Annotated in this window: 15 protein-coding genes; 5 read left to right on the top strand and 10 right to left on the bottom strand. The window is 63.0% G+C overall.

All coding sequences use genetic code 11. The features are described from left to right. The first annotated feature begins 24 nt into the window (after positions 1–24). Positions 25–318: a DUF4148 domain-containing protein gene (locus ACK41V_RS10865; RefSeq protein ID WP_409781886.1), complete on the top strand. Its 294-nt coding sequence runs from the start codon at positions 25–27 to the stop codon at positions 316–318. Between the two features lie 124 nt (positions 319–442). On the opposite strand, the gene ACK41V_RS10860 is transcribed toward ACK41V_RS10865, so the two are convergent. Together ACK41V_RS10860 and ACK41V_RS10855 are read right to left on the bottom strand one after the other, a co-directional pair. Next, positions 443–1,081: a 3-oxoacid CoA-transferase subunit B gene (locus tag ACK41V_RS10860; RefSeq protein WP_409781883.1), complete on the bottom strand. Its 639-nt coding sequence runs from the start codon at positions 1,079–1,081 to the stop codon at positions 443–445. A 1-nt stretch (position 1,082) separates the two neighbouring features. Beyond that, positions 1,083–1,895, bottom strand: coding sequence for a CoA transferase subunit A (locus tag ACK41V_RS10855; protein WP_409781880.1), 813 nt, complete (start codon positions 1,893–1,895; stop codon positions 1,083–1,085). Positions 1,896–1,971: 76 nt separating this feature from the next. Between ACK41V_RS10855 and ACK41V_RS10850 the strand changes: the two genes are divergently transcribed. Then, positions 1,972–2,520: a LuxR C-terminal-related transcriptional regulator gene (locus ACK41V_RS10850; protein ID WP_409781878.1), complete on the top strand. Its 549-nt coding sequence runs from the start codon at positions 1,972–1,974 to the stop codon at positions 2,518–2,520. A gap of 14 nt (positions 2,521–2,534) precedes the next feature. On the opposite strand, the gene ACK41V_RS10845 is transcribed toward ACK41V_RS10850, so the two are convergent. The 5 genes from ACK41V_RS10845 to ACK41V_RS10825 all read right to left on the bottom strand — a co-directional run bounded on the left by ACK41V_RS10845 (position 2,535) and on the right by ACK41V_RS10825 (position 8,349). Continuing rightward, positions 2,535–2,930, bottom strand: coding sequence for a carboxymuconolactone decarboxylase family protein (locus tag ACK41V_RS10845; protein ID WP_409781875.1), 396 nt, complete (start codon positions 2,928–2,930; stop codon positions 2,535–2,537). 114 nt (positions 2,931–3,044) lie between these two features. Continuing rightward, a complete protein-coding gene (gene katG / locus ACK41V_RS10840) occupies positions 3,045–5,249 on the bottom strand; it encodes a catalase/peroxidase HPI (protein WP_409781872.1) in 2,205 nt (734 codons plus the stop codon). Between the two features lie 352 nt (positions 5,250–5,601). Then, complete coding sequence (locus ACK41V_RS10835) at positions 5,602–6,552, bottom strand: NAD(P)-dependent oxidoreductase (protein ID WP_409781869.1); 951 nt, start codon at positions 6,550–6,552, stop codon at positions 5,602–5,604. Next, positions 6,549–7,235 (bottom strand): RraA family protein, encoded by a 687-nt coding sequence (locus ACK41V_RS10830; protein ID WP_409781866.1) that lies wholly within the window; start codon positions 7,233–7,235, stop codon positions 6,549–6,551. The genes ACK41V_RS10835 and ACK41V_RS10830 overlap by 4 nt, the downstream gene beginning before the upstream one ends. 100 nt (positions 7,236–7,335) lie before the next feature. Further along, positions 7,336–8,349 (bottom strand): Bug family tripartite tricarboxylate transporter substrate binding protein, encoded by a 1,014-nt coding sequence (locus tag ACK41V_RS10825; protein WP_409781864.1) that lies wholly within the window; start codon positions 8,347–8,349, stop codon positions 7,336–7,338. A 235-nt stretch (positions 8,350–8,584) separates the two neighbouring features. Here ACK41V_RS10825 and ACK41V_RS10820 point away from each other — a divergent pair, with 235 nt between their 5' ends. Both ACK41V_RS10820 and ACK41V_RS10815 read left to right on the top strand, forming a co-directional pair. Continuing rightward, on the top strand, positions 8,585–9,343 hold the full coding sequence (locus ACK41V_RS10820) for an IclR family transcriptional regulator (protein WP_409781896.1): 759 nt from the start codon (positions 8,585–8,587) through the stop codon (positions 9,341–9,343). Between the two features lie 183 nt (positions 9,344–9,526). After that, positions 9,527–10,099, top strand: a complete 573-nt coding sequence (locus tag ACK41V_RS10815) for a peroxidase-related enzyme (protein ID WP_409781861.1) — start codon at positions 9,527–9,529, stop codon at positions 10,097–10,099. An 80-nt stretch (positions 10,100–10,179) separates the two neighbouring features. Here ACK41V_RS10815 and ACK41V_RS10810 read toward each other — a convergent pair whose 3' ends face one another. Next, positions 10,180–10,605, bottom strand: a complete 426-nt coding sequence (locus tag ACK41V_RS10810; protein ID WP_409781858.1) for an acyl-CoA thioesterase — start codon at positions 10,603–10,605, stop codon at positions 10,180–10,182. A gap of 21 nt (positions 10,606–10,626) precedes the next feature. Next, on the bottom strand, positions 10,627–11,409 hold the full coding sequence (locus ACK41V_RS10805; RefSeq protein WP_409781856.1) for an SDR family oxidoreductase: 783 nt from the start codon (positions 11,407–11,409) through the stop codon (positions 10,627–10,629). 139 nt (positions 11,410–11,548) lie between these two features. On the opposite strand from ACK41V_RS10805, the gene ACK41V_RS10800 reads away from it, so the two are divergent. Beyond that, a complete protein-coding gene (locus tag ACK41V_RS10800) occupies positions 11,549–13,249 on the top strand; it encodes an electron transfer flavoprotein-ubiquinone oxidoreductase (protein WP_409781853.1) in 1,701 nt (566 codons plus the stop codon). A gap of 198 nt (positions 13,250–13,447) precedes the next feature. Here ACK41V_RS10800 and ACK41V_RS10795 read toward each other — a convergent pair whose 3' ends face one another. Beyond that, complete coding sequence (locus ACK41V_RS10795; RefSeq protein WP_409781850.1) at positions 13,448–15,121, bottom strand: methyl-accepting chemotaxis protein; 1,674 nt, start codon at positions 15,119–15,121, stop codon at positions 13,448–13,450. Between the last annotated feature and the right edge of the window lie 12 nt (positions 15,122–15,133).

Raw genomic sequence — 15,133 nt, 5'->3', positions numbered from 1 at the left:
TTTTGATTTTTCAGGAGTTTCACCATGAACAAGACTGCACGTTTCCTCTCCCTCGCCGCTGTGGCTGCTTTCACCGCATTTGGTGCCCACGCTGATGAAGCCGATGGTTCGCAATTCGCACTGAAGTTCGAAACCAACCGCACCCGTGCTGAAGTGGCTGCAGAAGCCGCTACCGTGGCCCAGACCCGCTCCATCGAGCCAGCAGGTTCGCGCGTGGTGACTTACTCGTCCACGGCTGACCGCGCTGCGGTGCGTGCACAGGCTGCTGAAGCGCTGCGCACGGGCCAGATCCCTTCGGGCGAATTCAGCGCTATGTAATTTCCAGAGGCTGCATGCGAACGCATGGGGCCTGTTGTGAAATGCAAATGCAAATGCAAAAGGCCGGGGCTCCTCACGGAGCCCCGGCCTTTTTTGTTGCGCCGAAAATCGGTTGGCGGAGTGATTACTTGATCAGCGTGACGCCTGTCTTGGACTGAAGGGTTTCGAAAGTGACACCCGGGGCCAGTTCCACCACCTTGAGGCCCTGCGGCGTCACGTCCATGACGGCCAGGTCGGTGATGATGCGGTCCACCACGGCCACACCGGTCAGGGGCAGCGTGCACTGGGGCAAGATCTTCATGTCTTCGGTGCCGTCCTTCTTGCGCGCCACGTGCTCCATGAGCACGATCACGCGTTTGACGCCGGCGACCAAATCCATCGCGCCGCCCATGCCCTTGACCATCTTGCCGGGGATCATCCAGTTGGCCAGGTCGCCCTTTTCGCTCACTTGCATGGCGCCCAGGATGGACAGGTTGATCTTTCCGCCACGAATCATGGCAAACGACTGATCGCTGCCAAAGATGGACGAACCCTTGATGGTGGTGACCGTTTGCTTACCGGCGTTGATCAGGTCGGCATCTACCTTGTCGTCGGTGGGGAACGGGCCAATACCCAGCATGCCATTTTCGGACTGCAGCCACACTTCCTTGTCGCCCGTGAAGTTGGCCACCAGCGTGGGGATGCCAATACCCAGGTTCACATAAAAGCCGTCTTCGAGTTCTTGCGCCGCGCGTGCGGCCATCTGGTCTTGGGTCCAGGGCATCTCAAACTCCTTCTTTCTTGCTGACGGGCACGGTGGGAATCACAGGCGATTCGCTGGTGGCAGCGGCTTGGGCAATCACGGCCTGTGCCTCGGCCTTGGCGGCGGCGACGTCCACGGGGGCAGCCGTCACGGTGCGCTTTTCAATGCGTTTTTCAGGGTTGGCGTTGAGCACAATGCGGTGCACGTAAATGCCAGGCAGATGGATATCGTCCGGTGCGAGTTCGCCCACTTCCACAATGCGCTCCACCTCTACGATGCAGACCTTGCCAGCGGTTGCTGCGGCGGGGTTGAAATTGCGCGCTGTCAGGTTAAAGCGCAGGTTGCCAGACTTGTCGGCCACATCGGCCTTGACCAAAGACACTTCGGGCACCAGCGCGTGTTCCATCACATAGGTTTCACCGTCAAACTCGCGCAGCTCTTTGCCCTCGGCCACGATGGTGCCTACACCGGTCTTGGTAAAGAAGGCCGGGATGCCCGCACCGCCTGCGCGCAGCTTCTCGGCCAGCGTGCCCTGGGGGGTGAACTCCAGTTCCAGCTCACCGGCCAGGTATTGGCGCTCGAACTCCTTGTTCTCGCCCACGTACGAAGAAATCATCTTCTTGATCTGCCGGGTTTCCAGCAGCTTGCCCAGGCCAAAGCCGTCAACACCGGCGTTGTTGGAGATCACGGTGAGGTCTTTGACGCCTGTGTCGCGCAGCGCGTCGATCAGCGCTTCTGGAATGCCACACAAACCGAAACCACCCACGGCCATGAGCTGGCCGTCTGCAACCACGCCTTTGAGGGCCGCAGCTGCGGAGGGGAATAACTTGTTCACCACGATCTCCTTGTGAATTTGGATGCGCTACGATACTACGTATCTGAATAAGTAGTTTTCCGTAAAGACTTGCACTATGGACGTTGATTACCGACTTGCTTTTGACATGGCCCCCGTGGGCCTGGTGCTGTCACGCAACCGCGCCATGGTCGATTGCAACCGCCATGTCTGCGAGATGTTCGGCGCCTCGCGCGAAGTGCTCATTGGCCAGTCGTTCCAGATACTTTATCCGAGCGCTGACGAGTACGAACGCCTGGGCGCACACATGGAACCCATCCTGAACGCCAAAGGCCATTACGCCGACAACCGCATCATGAAGCGCGCCAACGGCGAGGTCTTCTGGTGCCACGTTTCGGGCCGCGCCCTCAACCGCGAAGCGCCGCACGAATCCGGCATCTGGAGCTTTGAAGACCTGAGTGCCCAGCGCCCCGTAAAAGCCGAATTGACAGGCCGAGAACGCGAAGTGGCCGCGCGCCTGCTGGAGGGGCTGACCTCCAAGGAGATCGGCCGGACGCTAGAGATCAGCCACCGCACGGTGGAAATTTACCGGGCACGCCTCATGCGCAAGTACAACGCGTCCACCGCAGCAGACTTGGTGCACAAGCTACTGGAAGGGGGGGGCTGAAAGAACGGCTGATTTCAGCCTTTCTTGGGGCCATCGATCACGTCCGCGGCCGTGCGAAAAGCCTCTACCGCCGTGGGCAAACCACAGTAGATGCTGGCATGCAGCAACACTTCTTGAATCTCTTGCGCTGTCGCACCGTTGTTGAGCGCGCCGCGCACATGGCCTTTTAGCTCGTGCTGCTTGCCCAATGCGGTCAGGAACGCCACAGTGATCAGGCTGCGTGTCTTCATATCGAGCCCCGGGCGCTGCCACACATCGCCCCACGCATTGCGCGTAATAAACTCCTGAATGGGCTGCGTGAACTGTGTGGCATTGCCAAAGGCATTGGCCACAAAGTCCTCGCCCATGACTTGCTTGCGCGTGGCAAGGCCTTGGTCAAAATCTTTGGTGGATGGGGGTTGTTGTGTCATGCGGGCTCTCCGGTTCGGTTGGGGCCGCCATGGTAGCCGCCCCGCGCGTGCACAAAGCACAACGCCACCGGCCGTGCCCTGCCACAGGCAAAGTCGGTGGCGTTGTCAGATCGCTCAGGCGTTCGGGGTCGGGCCCGAGAGGTCAAAACGGTCCAGGTTCATCACCTTCGTCCAGGCCTTGACGAAGTCCTGAACAAACACCGCCTGCGCGTCGCTGCTGCCATACACCTCGGCCAAGGCACGCAGTTGCGAATTGGAGCCAAACACCAGATCCGCCACAGTACCGGTCCACTTGCGGGCGCCGCTTGCGCGGTCCACGCCGTCCAGCACGCCTGTGGCAGAGTCTGACTTCTGCCACTTGGTGCGCATGTCGAGCAGGTTCACGTAGAAGTCATTGCTCAGCGTTTCAGGGCGCTGCGTCAAGACGCCATGGGCCGCCTGTCCTGCATTGGCCCCCAGCACACGCAACCCGCCCACCAGCACCGTCATCTCAGGCCCGGTCAGCGTGAGCTGGTTGGCGCGGTCGATCAGCAGCTCGGCGACGGCACTTTCCAGACCTGGGCGAACATAGTTGCGGAAACCATCGGCCACCGGTTCCATCACCTCGAACGAAGGCACGTCGGTCTGCTCCTGCGATGCATCCGTGCGCCCTGGCGCAAAGGGTACGGTCACATCCTGGCCGGCCTTTTTTGCTGCCGCCTCAATGGCTGCGCCGCCCCCCAGCACGATGAGGTCGGCCGTCGAGATCTTCTTGCCACCGGTTTGCGCGGCGTTGAAGTCTTTCTGGATCGCTTCGAGCTGGCCCAGCACCTTGGCGAGCTGTGCGGGCTGGTTCACGTCCCAGTCCTTCTGCGGCGCGAGCCGAATGCGCGCCCCATTGGCGCCACCGCGCTTGTCACCGCCCCGGAAGGTGGAGGCCGATGCCCATGCGGTGGATACCAGCTCGGCAATCGATAAACCGGATGCCAGGATCTTGGCCTTGAGCGCAGCGATGTCCTGCGCGTCCACCAGAACATGGTCCACCGCTGGCACCGGGTCTTGCCACACCAGCACTTCGGCGGGCACCTCGGGGCCCAGGTAACGCGAACGGGGCCCCATGTCGCGGTGCGTGAGCTTGAACCAGGCGCGGGCAAATGCGTCGGCAAACTGATCGGGATGGGCCAGGAAGCGGCGCGAGATCTTCTCGTACGCCGGATCAAACCGCAGCGACAAGTCGGTGGTCAACATCGTGGGCAGCAGCTTCTTGGACGGATCGTGTGCATGCGGAATGGTGGCCGCGGCGTTCTTGGCGGTCCACTGGTGGGCGCCAGCCGGGCTCTTGGTCAGCTCCCATTCAAAGCCGAACAGGTTCTCGAAGAAGTTGTTGCTCCACTGCGTGGGCGTGGTGGTCCAGGTCACTTCCAGGCCGCTGGTGATCGCATCGCCACCAAAGCCGCTGCCGTGTTTGCTGACCCAGCCCAGGCCCTGGTCTTCGATACCGCCCGCTTCGGGATCGCTGCCCACCAGCGCGGCATCGCCCGCCCCGTGGGTTTTGCCAAAGGTGTGGCCGCCTGCGATGAGCGCCACGGTTTCCTCGTCGTCCATCGCCATGCGCGCAAAGGTGTCGCGGATGTCGCGTGCGGCGGCAATGGGGTCGGGATTGCCGTTCGGGCCCTCGGGGTTTACATAGATCAGGCCCATCTGCACGGCGGCCAGCGGGTTGGCCAGGTCGCGCTCCCCGCTGTAGCGCTTGTCGCCAGCCAGCCAAGTGGTCTCCGCACCCCAGTACACGTTTTCATCCGGTTCCCACACGTCAGGGCGGCCACCGGCAAAACCAAAGGTCTTGAAGCCCATGGATTCAAGCGCCACATTGCCGGTCAGGATCATCAGGTCAGCCCACGAGATCTTGCGGCCGTACTTCTGTTTGATGGGCCAGAGCAGGCGGCGTGCCTTGTCCAAGTTGGCGTTGTCGGGCCAGCTGTTCAGCGGTGCAAAACGCTGCTGCCCTGCCCCCGCACCACCGCGACCATCGGCCAGGCGGTAGGTGCCCGCGCTGTGCCATGCCATGCGGATGAACAGCGGGCCGTAGTGGCCGAAGTCCGCCGGCCACCAATCCTGCGAATCGGTCATCAGCGCCAACAGGTCGGCCTTGACGGCGGCGAGATCCAGGCTCTTGAATTCCTCGGCGTAGTTGAAACCGTCGCCCATCGGGTCGACCAGCGGAGAGCTTTGGTTGAGTGGGCGCAGGTTGAGCTGGTTGGGCCACCAGTCTGCGTTGCCGCGGCCTTTGGGCGCTGCGGCCCGGGTGTGGTCAAAGGGGCATTTGGCTTCTGTGGTCATGGGTCATCTCCTGTGAATTCGCGTCGGCAAAACGTATCGACAGGGCAGATGGTAGGAAGCAAACCAAGCCAGGTAAATTGAAACGATTGAATTGTTGCGATAGTTATTATTTATATTTTTAGAAGTTTATTAGAGATGCTCAATGGGCCACCCGGCATCCGGCGCCGCTACGCCACCGGACAGTCTGACAGTCCACCAAGGCGCCAAATGCTATTAAATAGATAGCTATTAGCGCTTTATGGATAAGCGCTAGAGCCCAATTTCTCTTGGAACGATGACACTGGCCGCTTTTGCGGGCGACTGGACTCTTGCAAAGCGCCCATGCCCTTTTTGGGTGACCGCATGCTTGCTGTCAAGCAGCGGGAGCGGCTGCGGCAGGCGCCTTGCGCCTGTCCCGGTCCAATACATCCAGCAGGTTCTTGGCGGCGCCCACGCCCATGTTCACGTAGGCATCACCGGTCACGCCGCCAATGTGCGGGCTCAGGATGAAATGCTTCTCGCCCTGGAAGGGATGGCCCGCCGCCATGGGCTCGACCGCAAAGCTGTCCAGTCCCGCCGCCATCACCTGGCCCGAGCGAACCGCCGCCAGCAATGCGGCCTCATCGATCAGACCACCCCGGGCCGTGTTCACCACGATCACACTGCGCTTGCATTGCGCCAGCGTGGCGGCGTTGAGCAGGTTGCGGTTGTCGTCGGTCAGCGGGCAATGCAGCGAGATGGCGTCGGACTCGCGCCAGATCGTGTCGAGCGAAACGGCCTGCACATAGTCCGGCAGGTTCTTGGCAAACGGGTCAAAGCCAATCACACGCATACCCATTGCATCAGCCATCCTGGCAAAACGCAGGCCAATGGCGCCCAGGCCCACCAGGCCCACGGTGCGGCCAGCCAGTTCCAGGCTTTTGTGGGTGGCCTTGTCCCAGTGGCCCGCGTGCATGCGGGCATCGAGCTGCACCACCGACTTGGCGCAGGCCAGCAGCAATGCCAGCGCCTGCTCGGCCACCGCCGCCGCGTTGGCGCCTGCAGCAGCCACCACCTCAATGCCCCGGGCCTTCGCCGCCACTTTGTCGATGGTGTCGGTGCCGCTGCCGTGCTTGGAGATGACCTGGAGCGCGGGGGCCGCGTCCATCACGGTCGCGTCCACCTTGCCATAGCGCACGATGATGGCCACGGGGTTGTGCGCGCGGCACAGGGCCACCAAATCTTCTTCGGTGGGCGTCTTGCCCGCGTAGACGATTTCATAGTCTGCCAGCAAGTCCAGCGCTTGCTGCGCCAAATCGGCGCCGGTGACGAGGATCGTGTTCACAGCGATTCCCCGTCCTTCAACACGCCGGCAGCGCGCAGCGCAGCAGGCAGCCATTTCGAGGCCGTGTCGCCCCGGGCAATGGCGTCGATGCGGGCAGCCTCGTCGGCCACCTTCTTGTCGGCCAGCGCCAGCATGGCGGGGGCCTTTTCGCGTTCGAGCACGACCACGCCATCGGCATCGCCCACCACCAGGTCGCCAGCGTTCACGGTCGTGCCACCGGCGCTGATGGGATGGTTGATGCGACCGGGCACGTACTTGGTGGGGCCAGCGGGGTTGAAGCCCGCGCTAAACACCGGGAAGTCCAGCTCCAGGATTTCCAGCTTGTCGCGGATGGCGGCGTCTACGATCACGCCAGCCAGGCCCCGCTTCTTGCAGGCGCTGAGCATCAGCGTGCCCATCAATGCGGCTGTCTGGTCGCCCTTGCCATCAATCACCAGCACATCGCCGGGCTGGGCCAGCGCGATGGCGGCGTGAATCATGAGGTTGTCGCCGGGGCGCACCTCGACGGTAAAGGCTGGCCCCGCCACCTTCATGCTGTGGTGCACGGGGGCCACGCGGCTGTGCATGGTGCCGCGGCGACCTGCCACATCGGCCAGGATGGCGGCTTGGTAGGTGGCGGCTTTGCGCACGACGTCGGCGCTCACGCGCTCGATATCACGGATGATTTCGGGTGTTTGGCTCATGATGGTTCTATGGGGTTGTGCGCACCAAGCGCTTAGGCATGGCAAAGCTTTCACGGTGCATGGCGCGAGCTCAGTGCGCGTGGGGGGCTACCTGGGAGCGTCAGTCCAGGCTGGCGCCTGAGTCCTTGACGATCTTGGCCCAGCGCGGTACTTCGGCTTTCAGCAGCGCGCTGAACTGCTCGGTGGAGCCGCCCAGCACATCGCCGCCTTCGGACCGCAGCTTGTCCGCCACATCGGGCTGCTGCAGAGCCGCGTTGATGGCCTTGTTGAGCTGCGCCACGATGGGTGCGGGCGTCCCGGCGGGTGCCAGGATGCCAAACCAGGTGACGGCCTCGAACCCCTTGTAGCCGGACTCGGCCAGCGTGGGCACATCCGGCAGTTGCGGCGAGCGCTTGGCCGAGGTGATGGCGATGACCTTGAGCTTGCCGTTGCGCACCTGCCCCAGCAGCGTGGGCACCGACGACATGTATAGATCGATCTGCCCGCCCACCAGGTCCGTCATGGCCTGGGCCGCGCCCTTGTAGGGGATGTGGCGCAGCTTGATGTCGGCGGCGTTTTGGGCCAGTTCCCCGGCCAGGTGGGCCACGGTGCCGTTGCCCGAATAGCCGAGCGTCAGCGCATCGGGCTTGCCCTTGGCCGCCGCCACCACATCGGCGTAGCTCTTGAAGGGTGAATTGACGGGCGCGGCCATGACGATGGGCGAGGACGAAACCAGCGCCACGGGCACCAGGTCCTTGAGCGGGTCGTACGGCAGCTTGGGGTACAGCGTGGGGTTGATGGCCAGGTTGCTGGTCTGGCCGAGCACGAGCGTGTAGCCGTCAGCGGGCGCCTTGGTCGCCGCATCCACACCCAGGTTGCCCCCGGCACCGGGGCGGTTCTCCACGATGACGTTCCACTTGTTCTGGTCCGTGAGCTTCTGGGCCACGGTGCGCGCGATCATGTCGGTGCCTCCGCCAGGCGGGAACGGCACGATCAGGCGGATGGGCTTGTTGGGATACGCGGCTTGTGCGTGGGCGCTGGCAACAGGCGCTGCCACAGCGGCAACGCCGACGACGGCAGCGCACAGGTGTGCGCCCAGGGCGCGCGAGAGCAAACGGGATGAAAAAGCTGGCATGGACTTGTCTCCTTGTTGGTGGTTCTTCGCGCCGCACTGCACAACCTGATGCAGGCCCGGCGCTGTGGACGTGACTTTACGCAGGCGTTTCAACCCATACAATGCCGTTGCATACAATGAAACGAATTGCACCGTGAGCAACCCTCGCAAACCCCCGCCCTCGACCCTTCCTCACACCCAGGCACCCTCGCCTGCCGGGACTCCCTCGCCCCGCAAGCCTCCGCCACACGGGGCCATCGAACTAGACGACAAAACCACCAAGGATGCAGGCGGCGGTGTGATCGCCGTCACGCGCGCACTGCAGGTGCTGGAGGCCTTTGCACTGGGCGAATCCAGCCTTGCGCTGGCCGAGCTGAGCCGCCGCTGTGGCCTGCACAAGACCACGGTGCTGCGTTTGGCGCGCACGCTCGCACGGTCAGGATTCATGGTGCAGCGCGAGGACGGCGACTGGCGCCTGGGCCCGGCCGCAGGCTGGCTGGGGGCGCGCTACCAGGCCGGCTTTGATGTGCAGAACGTGCTGGAGCCCGCGTTGCGTCAGCTGACCATTGCCACGGGCGAAAGCGCAGCCTTTTACGTGCGCGAGGGCAATGTGCGCACCTGCCTCGTGCGTGTGGAGGGCCCGCAGGCACTGCGCCACCACGCACGCATGGGCGAAGGCCTGCCGCTGGACAAGGGCTCGCCGGGCCGCGTGATCCTGGCGTTTTCGGGCGAGCCGGGCAAGGCCTATGAAGATATCCGCAAGAAGGGCTACCACTGGTCCATCGGTGAGCGCGAACAGGGCGTAGCCACGGTGTCGGCACCGGTGTTTGGCATGCACTGGAGGCTGATGGGCTCAGTGTGCATCTCAGGCCCGGCATCGCGCCTACCGGCTGAAAAACTCGAAGCACTGGCACACACCGTGATCACTGCCGCCACCCAGCTGTCGTACGCGCTGGCAGGCAACACGGCCGCGCCAGCGCAAAGCCCTGTGCGTGCCACCCAATGGCATCCGTGAATTAAGCCCCCCTGAGCCGCCTGGCGGCGTCTTCCCCCTGAGGGGGACGCACCCGGTGGACCGGCGAAGCCGGCTCTACGGGTGCCCTGGCAGGGGCCGCGCCAGTTCATGCGTAGAGCGCAACGTGGTGCATCGCTGATACTGGCAACCACAACACAACACAACACAGCCAAGGAGACCTCCGTGAGCCGCTACCCCTTCCCCGACCTAAACACCCTGCCCGACGACATCCGCGCACGCATCGTGGAAGTGCAGGAAAAGGCCGGCTTCATCCCCAACGTGTTCCTGGCGTTTGCGCGCCGCCCGGCTGAATGGCGTGCATTCTTTGCGTACCACGATGCACTCATGCTGAAGGAAGAAGGCAACCTGACCAAGGGCGAGCGCGAGATGATCGTCACCGCCACCAGCGCGGCCAACCAGTGCCTGTACTGCGTGGTGGCCCACGGCGCCATCCTGCGTATCTACGAAAAGAAACCCTTCGTGGCCGACCAAGTGGCCGTGAACCACCGCAAGGCCGACATCACCCCGCGCCAACGCGCCATGCTGGACTTTGCGATGAAGGTCTGCCAGCGCAGCCACGAGATTGAGGACGCCGACTTTGCCGCGCTGCACGCGCACGGCTTTGACGACGAGGACATCTGGGACATCGCCGCCATTACCGCGTTCTTTGGCCTGAGCAACCGCATGGCCAGCTTTGCGGGGATGTTGCCCAACCCAGAGTTCTATCTGATGGGACGGGTGCCCAAGCAGAAATAGGCGCTTTACCGCACTTACTACTGATTTAATAGCTGTTAGCGCTTATCCAATAAGCGCTAGAGCCCTATTTCATTTAAATTTCATTCTGCGGTGACCAGTGCCCGCATCCAGTCCGGCAAGGACGCTGCCTTCTGCTGCGGAAAGTCCACCCAGATGGTGGTGGCCCCACCTGCCGCGCAGATCACGCCCGGCTGGTCCACGCGTTCCATCGTGGCCCAGGTCTCGAACGTGGTCCGGCCCGGGTCGCTGACGTACAGTTTGAGCAGCACGTCGGCCGGGTATTCGAGCTGCTTGTAGAAGTTGCAGAACGCGTTGACGATCACAGGCCCCTGTCCGCGCGGATCGGGGTTGCAGCCCACAGACACCATCCATTCGATGCGCGCTGTTTCGAGGTATCTGAAATACACCGTGTTGTTGACGTGGCCCATGGCGTCCATGTCGCCCCAGCGCACCGGGAAGCGCATTTCGTAAACCAGCTTCTTGACCTCGGGGATTTCAATCTTCATGGAGGTTGTACGCCCAGGAGGTCAAACCGCAAAACCATCATCGGCGGCGATGACCGCGCCATTGATGAAATGGCTCTGGTCGCTGGCCAGCATCACCAGCAACGCATCCAAATCCTGCGGGTTGCCCACGCGTTTGCGGGGCAGCATATCGATAAGCTTTTTGCCCTGCTCGGTCTGCCAGTGGTGGTGGTTGATCTCGGTGTCGATGTAGCCGGGGCAGATCGCGTTCACGTTGATGCCGAACTTGCCCCATTCCATGGCCATGGCCTTGGTCATCTGCACCACAGCGGCCTTGCTCATGCAATAGGCGCCGATCTGCGGCAGCACCTTGAGACCCGCCATCGATGCAATGTTGATGATGCGTCCGCCCGTGAAGCTGCCGGGCGCTGCACCGCGCGAGCGGGCCAGCATGCGTTTGCCCACTTCCTGAGCAACAAAAAAAGCGCCCTTCACATTGGTGTCGAAGATGAAGTCGTAGTCCTCGGGCGTCACGTCCTGGATGCGCTGCGTGGTGCTCACGCCCGAGTTGTTGACCAGGATGTCAATCGACCCCATTTCGGTCTCGGCGTGCGCCACGGCGGACTTGATGGAGGCGTGGTCGGTCACGTCCAACTCGATCACATGGGCATCCCCGCCCTCGCCTTCGATGCGAGCGCGCAGCTCCTTGAGTTTTTCGACCCGGCGGCTGGCCAGCACTACACCCGCACCCGCACGGGCCAGCGTGCGGGCAAACTGGGCGCCCAGGCCGCTGGAGGCGCCGGTGATAAAAGCCACGCGGCCGGACAAATCGATGCTGTATGTCATTTAGAGTCTCCCTACTGGATCAAAATAGAACGGTCGTTCGATTGTCTCGCTTCCGTGAATACAATCAGTCCCCTGTCTGACACGGCTGTGCGCCTGCTCTGGTCGAAAATAAGCATTATCAAACCCCAACGAGAAGCCCATGACAAACGAAGAAATCATCGCCCAGTATGGCCCCCGTGAATCGATGGAATACGACGTGGTGGTCGTGGGCGGCGGTCCCGGTGGCTTGGCCACTGCCATCCGCCTGAAGCAACTGGCGGCCGACAAGGGCCAGGATGTTTCGGTCGTGGTGCTTGAAAAGGGCTCCGAGCCCGGCGCACACATCCTGTCAGGCGCCATCATGGACCCCAAGGCGCTGAGCGAGCTGATCCCCGACTGGAAAAAGCGCGGCGCCCCGCTGAACCAGCCGGTCACCGACGATGCCTACATCTTCCTGTCAGAAAAATCGGGCGTCCGCGTGCCCAACATGTTCCTGCCGCCGTTTGCGCAGAACCATGGCAACTACATCATCAGCCTGGGCAATCTGACCAAGTGGCTGGGCGAGCAGGCCGAGGCCCTGGGCGTAGAAATTTTCCCTGGCTTCACGGCCGCTGAGGTGCTCTACAACGATGACGGTTCGGTCAAAGGCGTAGCCACCGGCAACCTGGGCATCGGCAAGGACGGTGAGCCCACCGAGAACTTCCAGCTGGGCATGGAACTGCTGGGCAAGTACACCGTGTTTGCCGAAGGCGCACGCGGCCACCTGGGAAAGCAGCTGATCGCCCGCTACAAGCTCGATGAAGGCCGCGACCCACAAAGCTTTGGCCTTGGCGTGAAAGAACTGTGGGAGATCGACCCCAAGAAGCACCAGCCCGGCTTTGTGATGCACACCGCTGGCTGGCCCATGGAGAACGACACCTACGGCGGCGCCTTCCTGTACCACCTGGAAGACAACAAGGTTGCCGTCGGTTTTGTGACCGGCCTGGGCTACAAGAACCCCTACCTCAGCCCGTTCGAGGAATTCCAGCGCTGGAAGACGCACCCGAACGTCCGCTACTACTTCGAAAACGAGAAGGGCGAGATCACGGCCAAGCGCCTGTCGTACGGCGCGCGCGCCATCAACGCCAGCGGCATCAACGCTCTGCCCAAGACGGTCTTCCCGGGCGGCGCACTGGTGGGCTGCAACGCTGGCTACCTGAACGTGGGCCGCATCAAGGGCAGCCACGCCGCCATCAAGACCGGCATGCTGGCGGCAGAAGCCGCGTATGACGCCATCGTGGCGGGGCGCCAGCACGATGAACTGACCGCCTACCCCAAAGCGTTTGAAGCGAGCTGGCTGTACACCGAGCTGAACAAGGACCGCAACTTCAAGAACTGGTTCAAGTACGGCCTGACAACGGCCACCCTGATGAATGGTTTCGAGCAATTCGTGCTGCGCGGCCACATCCCCTGGACGCTGCACCGCGACAAGCCCGACCACGCGTACCTGAAGCTCGCGGCCGAGTGCAAGCCCATCGTCTACCCCAAGCCCGATGGCAAGCTGACGTTTGATCGCCTTAGTAGCGTGTTCATCAGCAACACCAACCACGAAGAGAACCAGCCCGCCCACCTGACGCTCAAGGACGCGAGCGTGCCGGTCAACATCAACCTGGCCAAGTACGCGGGCCCCGAGGCGCGCTACTGCCCGGCGGGGGTGTATGAGTTCGTGCCCGACACGGCCAAGGGCGGCGATGCCCAGCGCCTGCAGATCAACGCGCAGAACTGCGTGCACTGCAAGACCTGCGACATCAAAGACCCGACGCAGAACATCGTATGGGTCACGCCGGAAGGCGGCGGCGGACCGAACTACGCAGGGATGTAAAAACTCCTGAATTCATAGCGCATTGCGCTTTATGGACCTGCGTTGCAGGCCTTTTTCATTCAAAAAATGCCTTCAACACCAGTTTCCAGAACCGTTCGGGCTGAACCTGCCTGTCCTGCGCTTGTCGAAGGGTCGAAGCCAGGACGCGATGTGCGGGCAGCCCTTCGACAGGCTCCGGGCGACGGCTCCTGAGCCACGTCAGGCAGCGCGCGTGAGCTGAAACTGCCCCATGGCCCCGGCCAGCCGGTTCGCCTGGTCCTGCAGGCTCTGCGCGGCGGCGGCGCCCTCTTCCACCAGCGCGGCGTTCTGCTGGGTCATGTGGTCCAGCTGGTCCACCGCCTGGCTCACCTGGCCGATCTGGGTGCTTTGCTCGCTGCTGGCCTCATTGATCTCGGACATCAGCGTCGTCACGCGCTCCACGCTCTGAACGATGTCGCCCATGGTCGCGCCTGCTGTCACCACCAGCTTGGCGCCGTCACTCACCTTTTCGACGCTGGTGGAGATCAGCGCCTTGATCTCACGCGCCGCATTGGCGCTGCGCCCGGCCAGACTGCGCACCTCGCTGGCCACCACGGCAAATCCGCGCCCTTGTTCGCCCGCGCGAGCGGCTTCAACGGCTGCGTTCAGCGCCAGGATGTTGGTCTGAAAAGCGATGCCGTCGATGATGCCCACGATGTCGGCAATCTTCTTGCTGCTGGCGTTGATCTCTTCCATCGTCTTCACCACCTGACTGACCACCTCGCCGCCTCGGCTGGCCACCTGCGTGGCGCTGAGCGCCAATGCGTTAGCCTGGCGCGTGCTGTCGGCATTGGCAGACACCATCTGTGCCAGTTGCGCAATGCTGGCCGCTGTCTGCTGCAGGTTGCTGGCGGCATGTTCGGTGCGGGCGCTTAGGTCGGTGTTGCCAGCGGCCACTTCGGAGCTGGCCGTGTGGATGGACTCGCCAGAGTCACGCACCTCGGTCACCACGTAGTGCAGCGACTCCACCATGCGGTTGAGCGCCATGAGCAGCTGCCCGATTTCGTCCGTGCGCTGGGTTTGCATGCGCACTGTCAGGTCGCCGCGAGCCACCAGCGCTGCGGCCTCGGACGCCTGGCGCAGCGGCAGCACGATGGAGCGGCGCAGCAACCAGCCAAACAAGGCCGACAGCGCGACGACCACCAGCACGGCAATGGCGCTGATCCACTGTGCACGCGAGGCGTCGGCAATCATGCCGTCGGCAGCGGTCAACGACGATTGCTCGGATGCGGCGAGTAACTGATCAACGGTCTGGAGGTAACGGGTCAGCGCTGCCGAGTGGTCCTGCAGCTCTTTCTGGCTGATGACCTTGGCCTCCAATGCGTTCTGCATCAACGCATCGCGCAGGACCGCGTATTGCTGGCGCTGCGCCTGCGCTTCTTTCCACAGCGGCGACGTGGCCTCTGCGGTGGATGCGGTGGCCAGCGACGCTTCGATGCGCTTGCGCATGGTGTCCTCGGCCGCCAGTTGCGCACGCATTTCCGAAAGCAGCGGAAACACGTCGGTGGATATTGCAGCACGCATTGCAATCTGGCCAATGGTGACCGACTGGGTCTTCCAGTCGCGCACCGTGCGTTCGATGGGCAGTTGCTCACGGGCCAGCGTGGTCGCCTGGCTGCTGGTGGCTTGGCCGGTCATCCAGGTGGTGGTGCCCAGCAAGGCGACCGCCAGGCCCAGTAGTCCAAAGCTGGCCGCCAGCTTTTGCCCCACGCTGAGGTTGTGGCCCCGACCAGAAGGACTCTGAGACGGCCCACTGGATGCGGCCGCGTCGAAAGCAGCGGTGGACCGGGCGGCCGTGGCGTTGTGGGCCACGGCGCTGGTGCGAACGCCGGCGGTAGCTGGCAGATAGTTCATGGGCATTTCTCT

The organism is Acidovorax sp. (assembly GCF_046291265.1).
Classification (GTDB): domain Bacteria; phylum Pseudomonadota; class Gammaproteobacteria; order Burkholderiales; family Burkholderiaceae_C; genus Acidovorax.
Note: the sequence above shows the minus strand (reverse complement) of the source record. Positions and strands in the feature narration are given on the sequence as shown.

Bases quoted from the DNA above. Each gene is read 5' to 3' on its own strand.
- ACK41V_RS10865 (WP_409781886.1), top strand. From the start codon at position 25: ATGAACAAGACTGCACGTTTCCTCTCCCTCGCCGCTGTGGCTGCTTTC.
- ACK41V_RS10860 (WP_409781883.1), bottom strand. From the start codon at position 1,081: ATGCCCTGGACCCAAGACCAGATGGCCGCACGCGCGGCGCAAGAACTC.
- ACK41V_RS10850 (WP_409781878.1), top strand. From the start codon at position 1,972: ATGGACGTTGATTACCGACTTGCTTTTGACATGGCCCCCGTGGGCCTG.
- ACK41V_RS10845 (WP_409781875.1), bottom strand. From the start codon at position 2,930: ATGACACAACAACCCCCATCCACCAAAGATTTTGACCAAGGCCTTGCC.
- katG (WP_409781872.1), bottom strand. From the start codon at position 5,249: ATGACCACAGAAGCCAAATGCCCCTTTGACCACACCCGGGCCGCAGCG.
- ACK41V_RS10830 (WP_409781866.1), bottom strand. From the start codon at position 7,235: ATGAGCCAAACACCCGAAATCATCCGTGATATCGAGCGCGTGAGCGCC.
- ACK41V_RS10825 (WP_409781864.1), bottom strand. From the start codon at position 8,349: ATGCCAGCTTTTTCATCCCGTTTGCTCTCGCGCGCCCTGGGCGCACAC.
- ACK41V_RS10810 (WP_409781858.1), bottom strand. From the start codon at position 10,605: ATGAAGATTGAAATCCCCGAGGTCAAGAAGCTGGTTTACGAAATGCGC.
- ACK41V_RS10805 (WP_409781856.1), bottom strand. From the start codon at position 11,409: ATGACATACAGCATCGATTTGTCCGGCCGCGTGGCTTTTATCACCGGC.
- ACK41V_RS10800 (WP_409781853.1), top strand. From the start codon at position 11,549: ATGACAAACGAAGAAATCATCGCCCAGTATGGCCCCCGTGAATCGATG.
- ACK41V_RS10795 (WP_409781850.1), bottom strand. From the start codon at position 15,121: ATGAACTATCTGCCAGCTACCGCCGGCGTTCGCACCAGCGCCGTGGCC.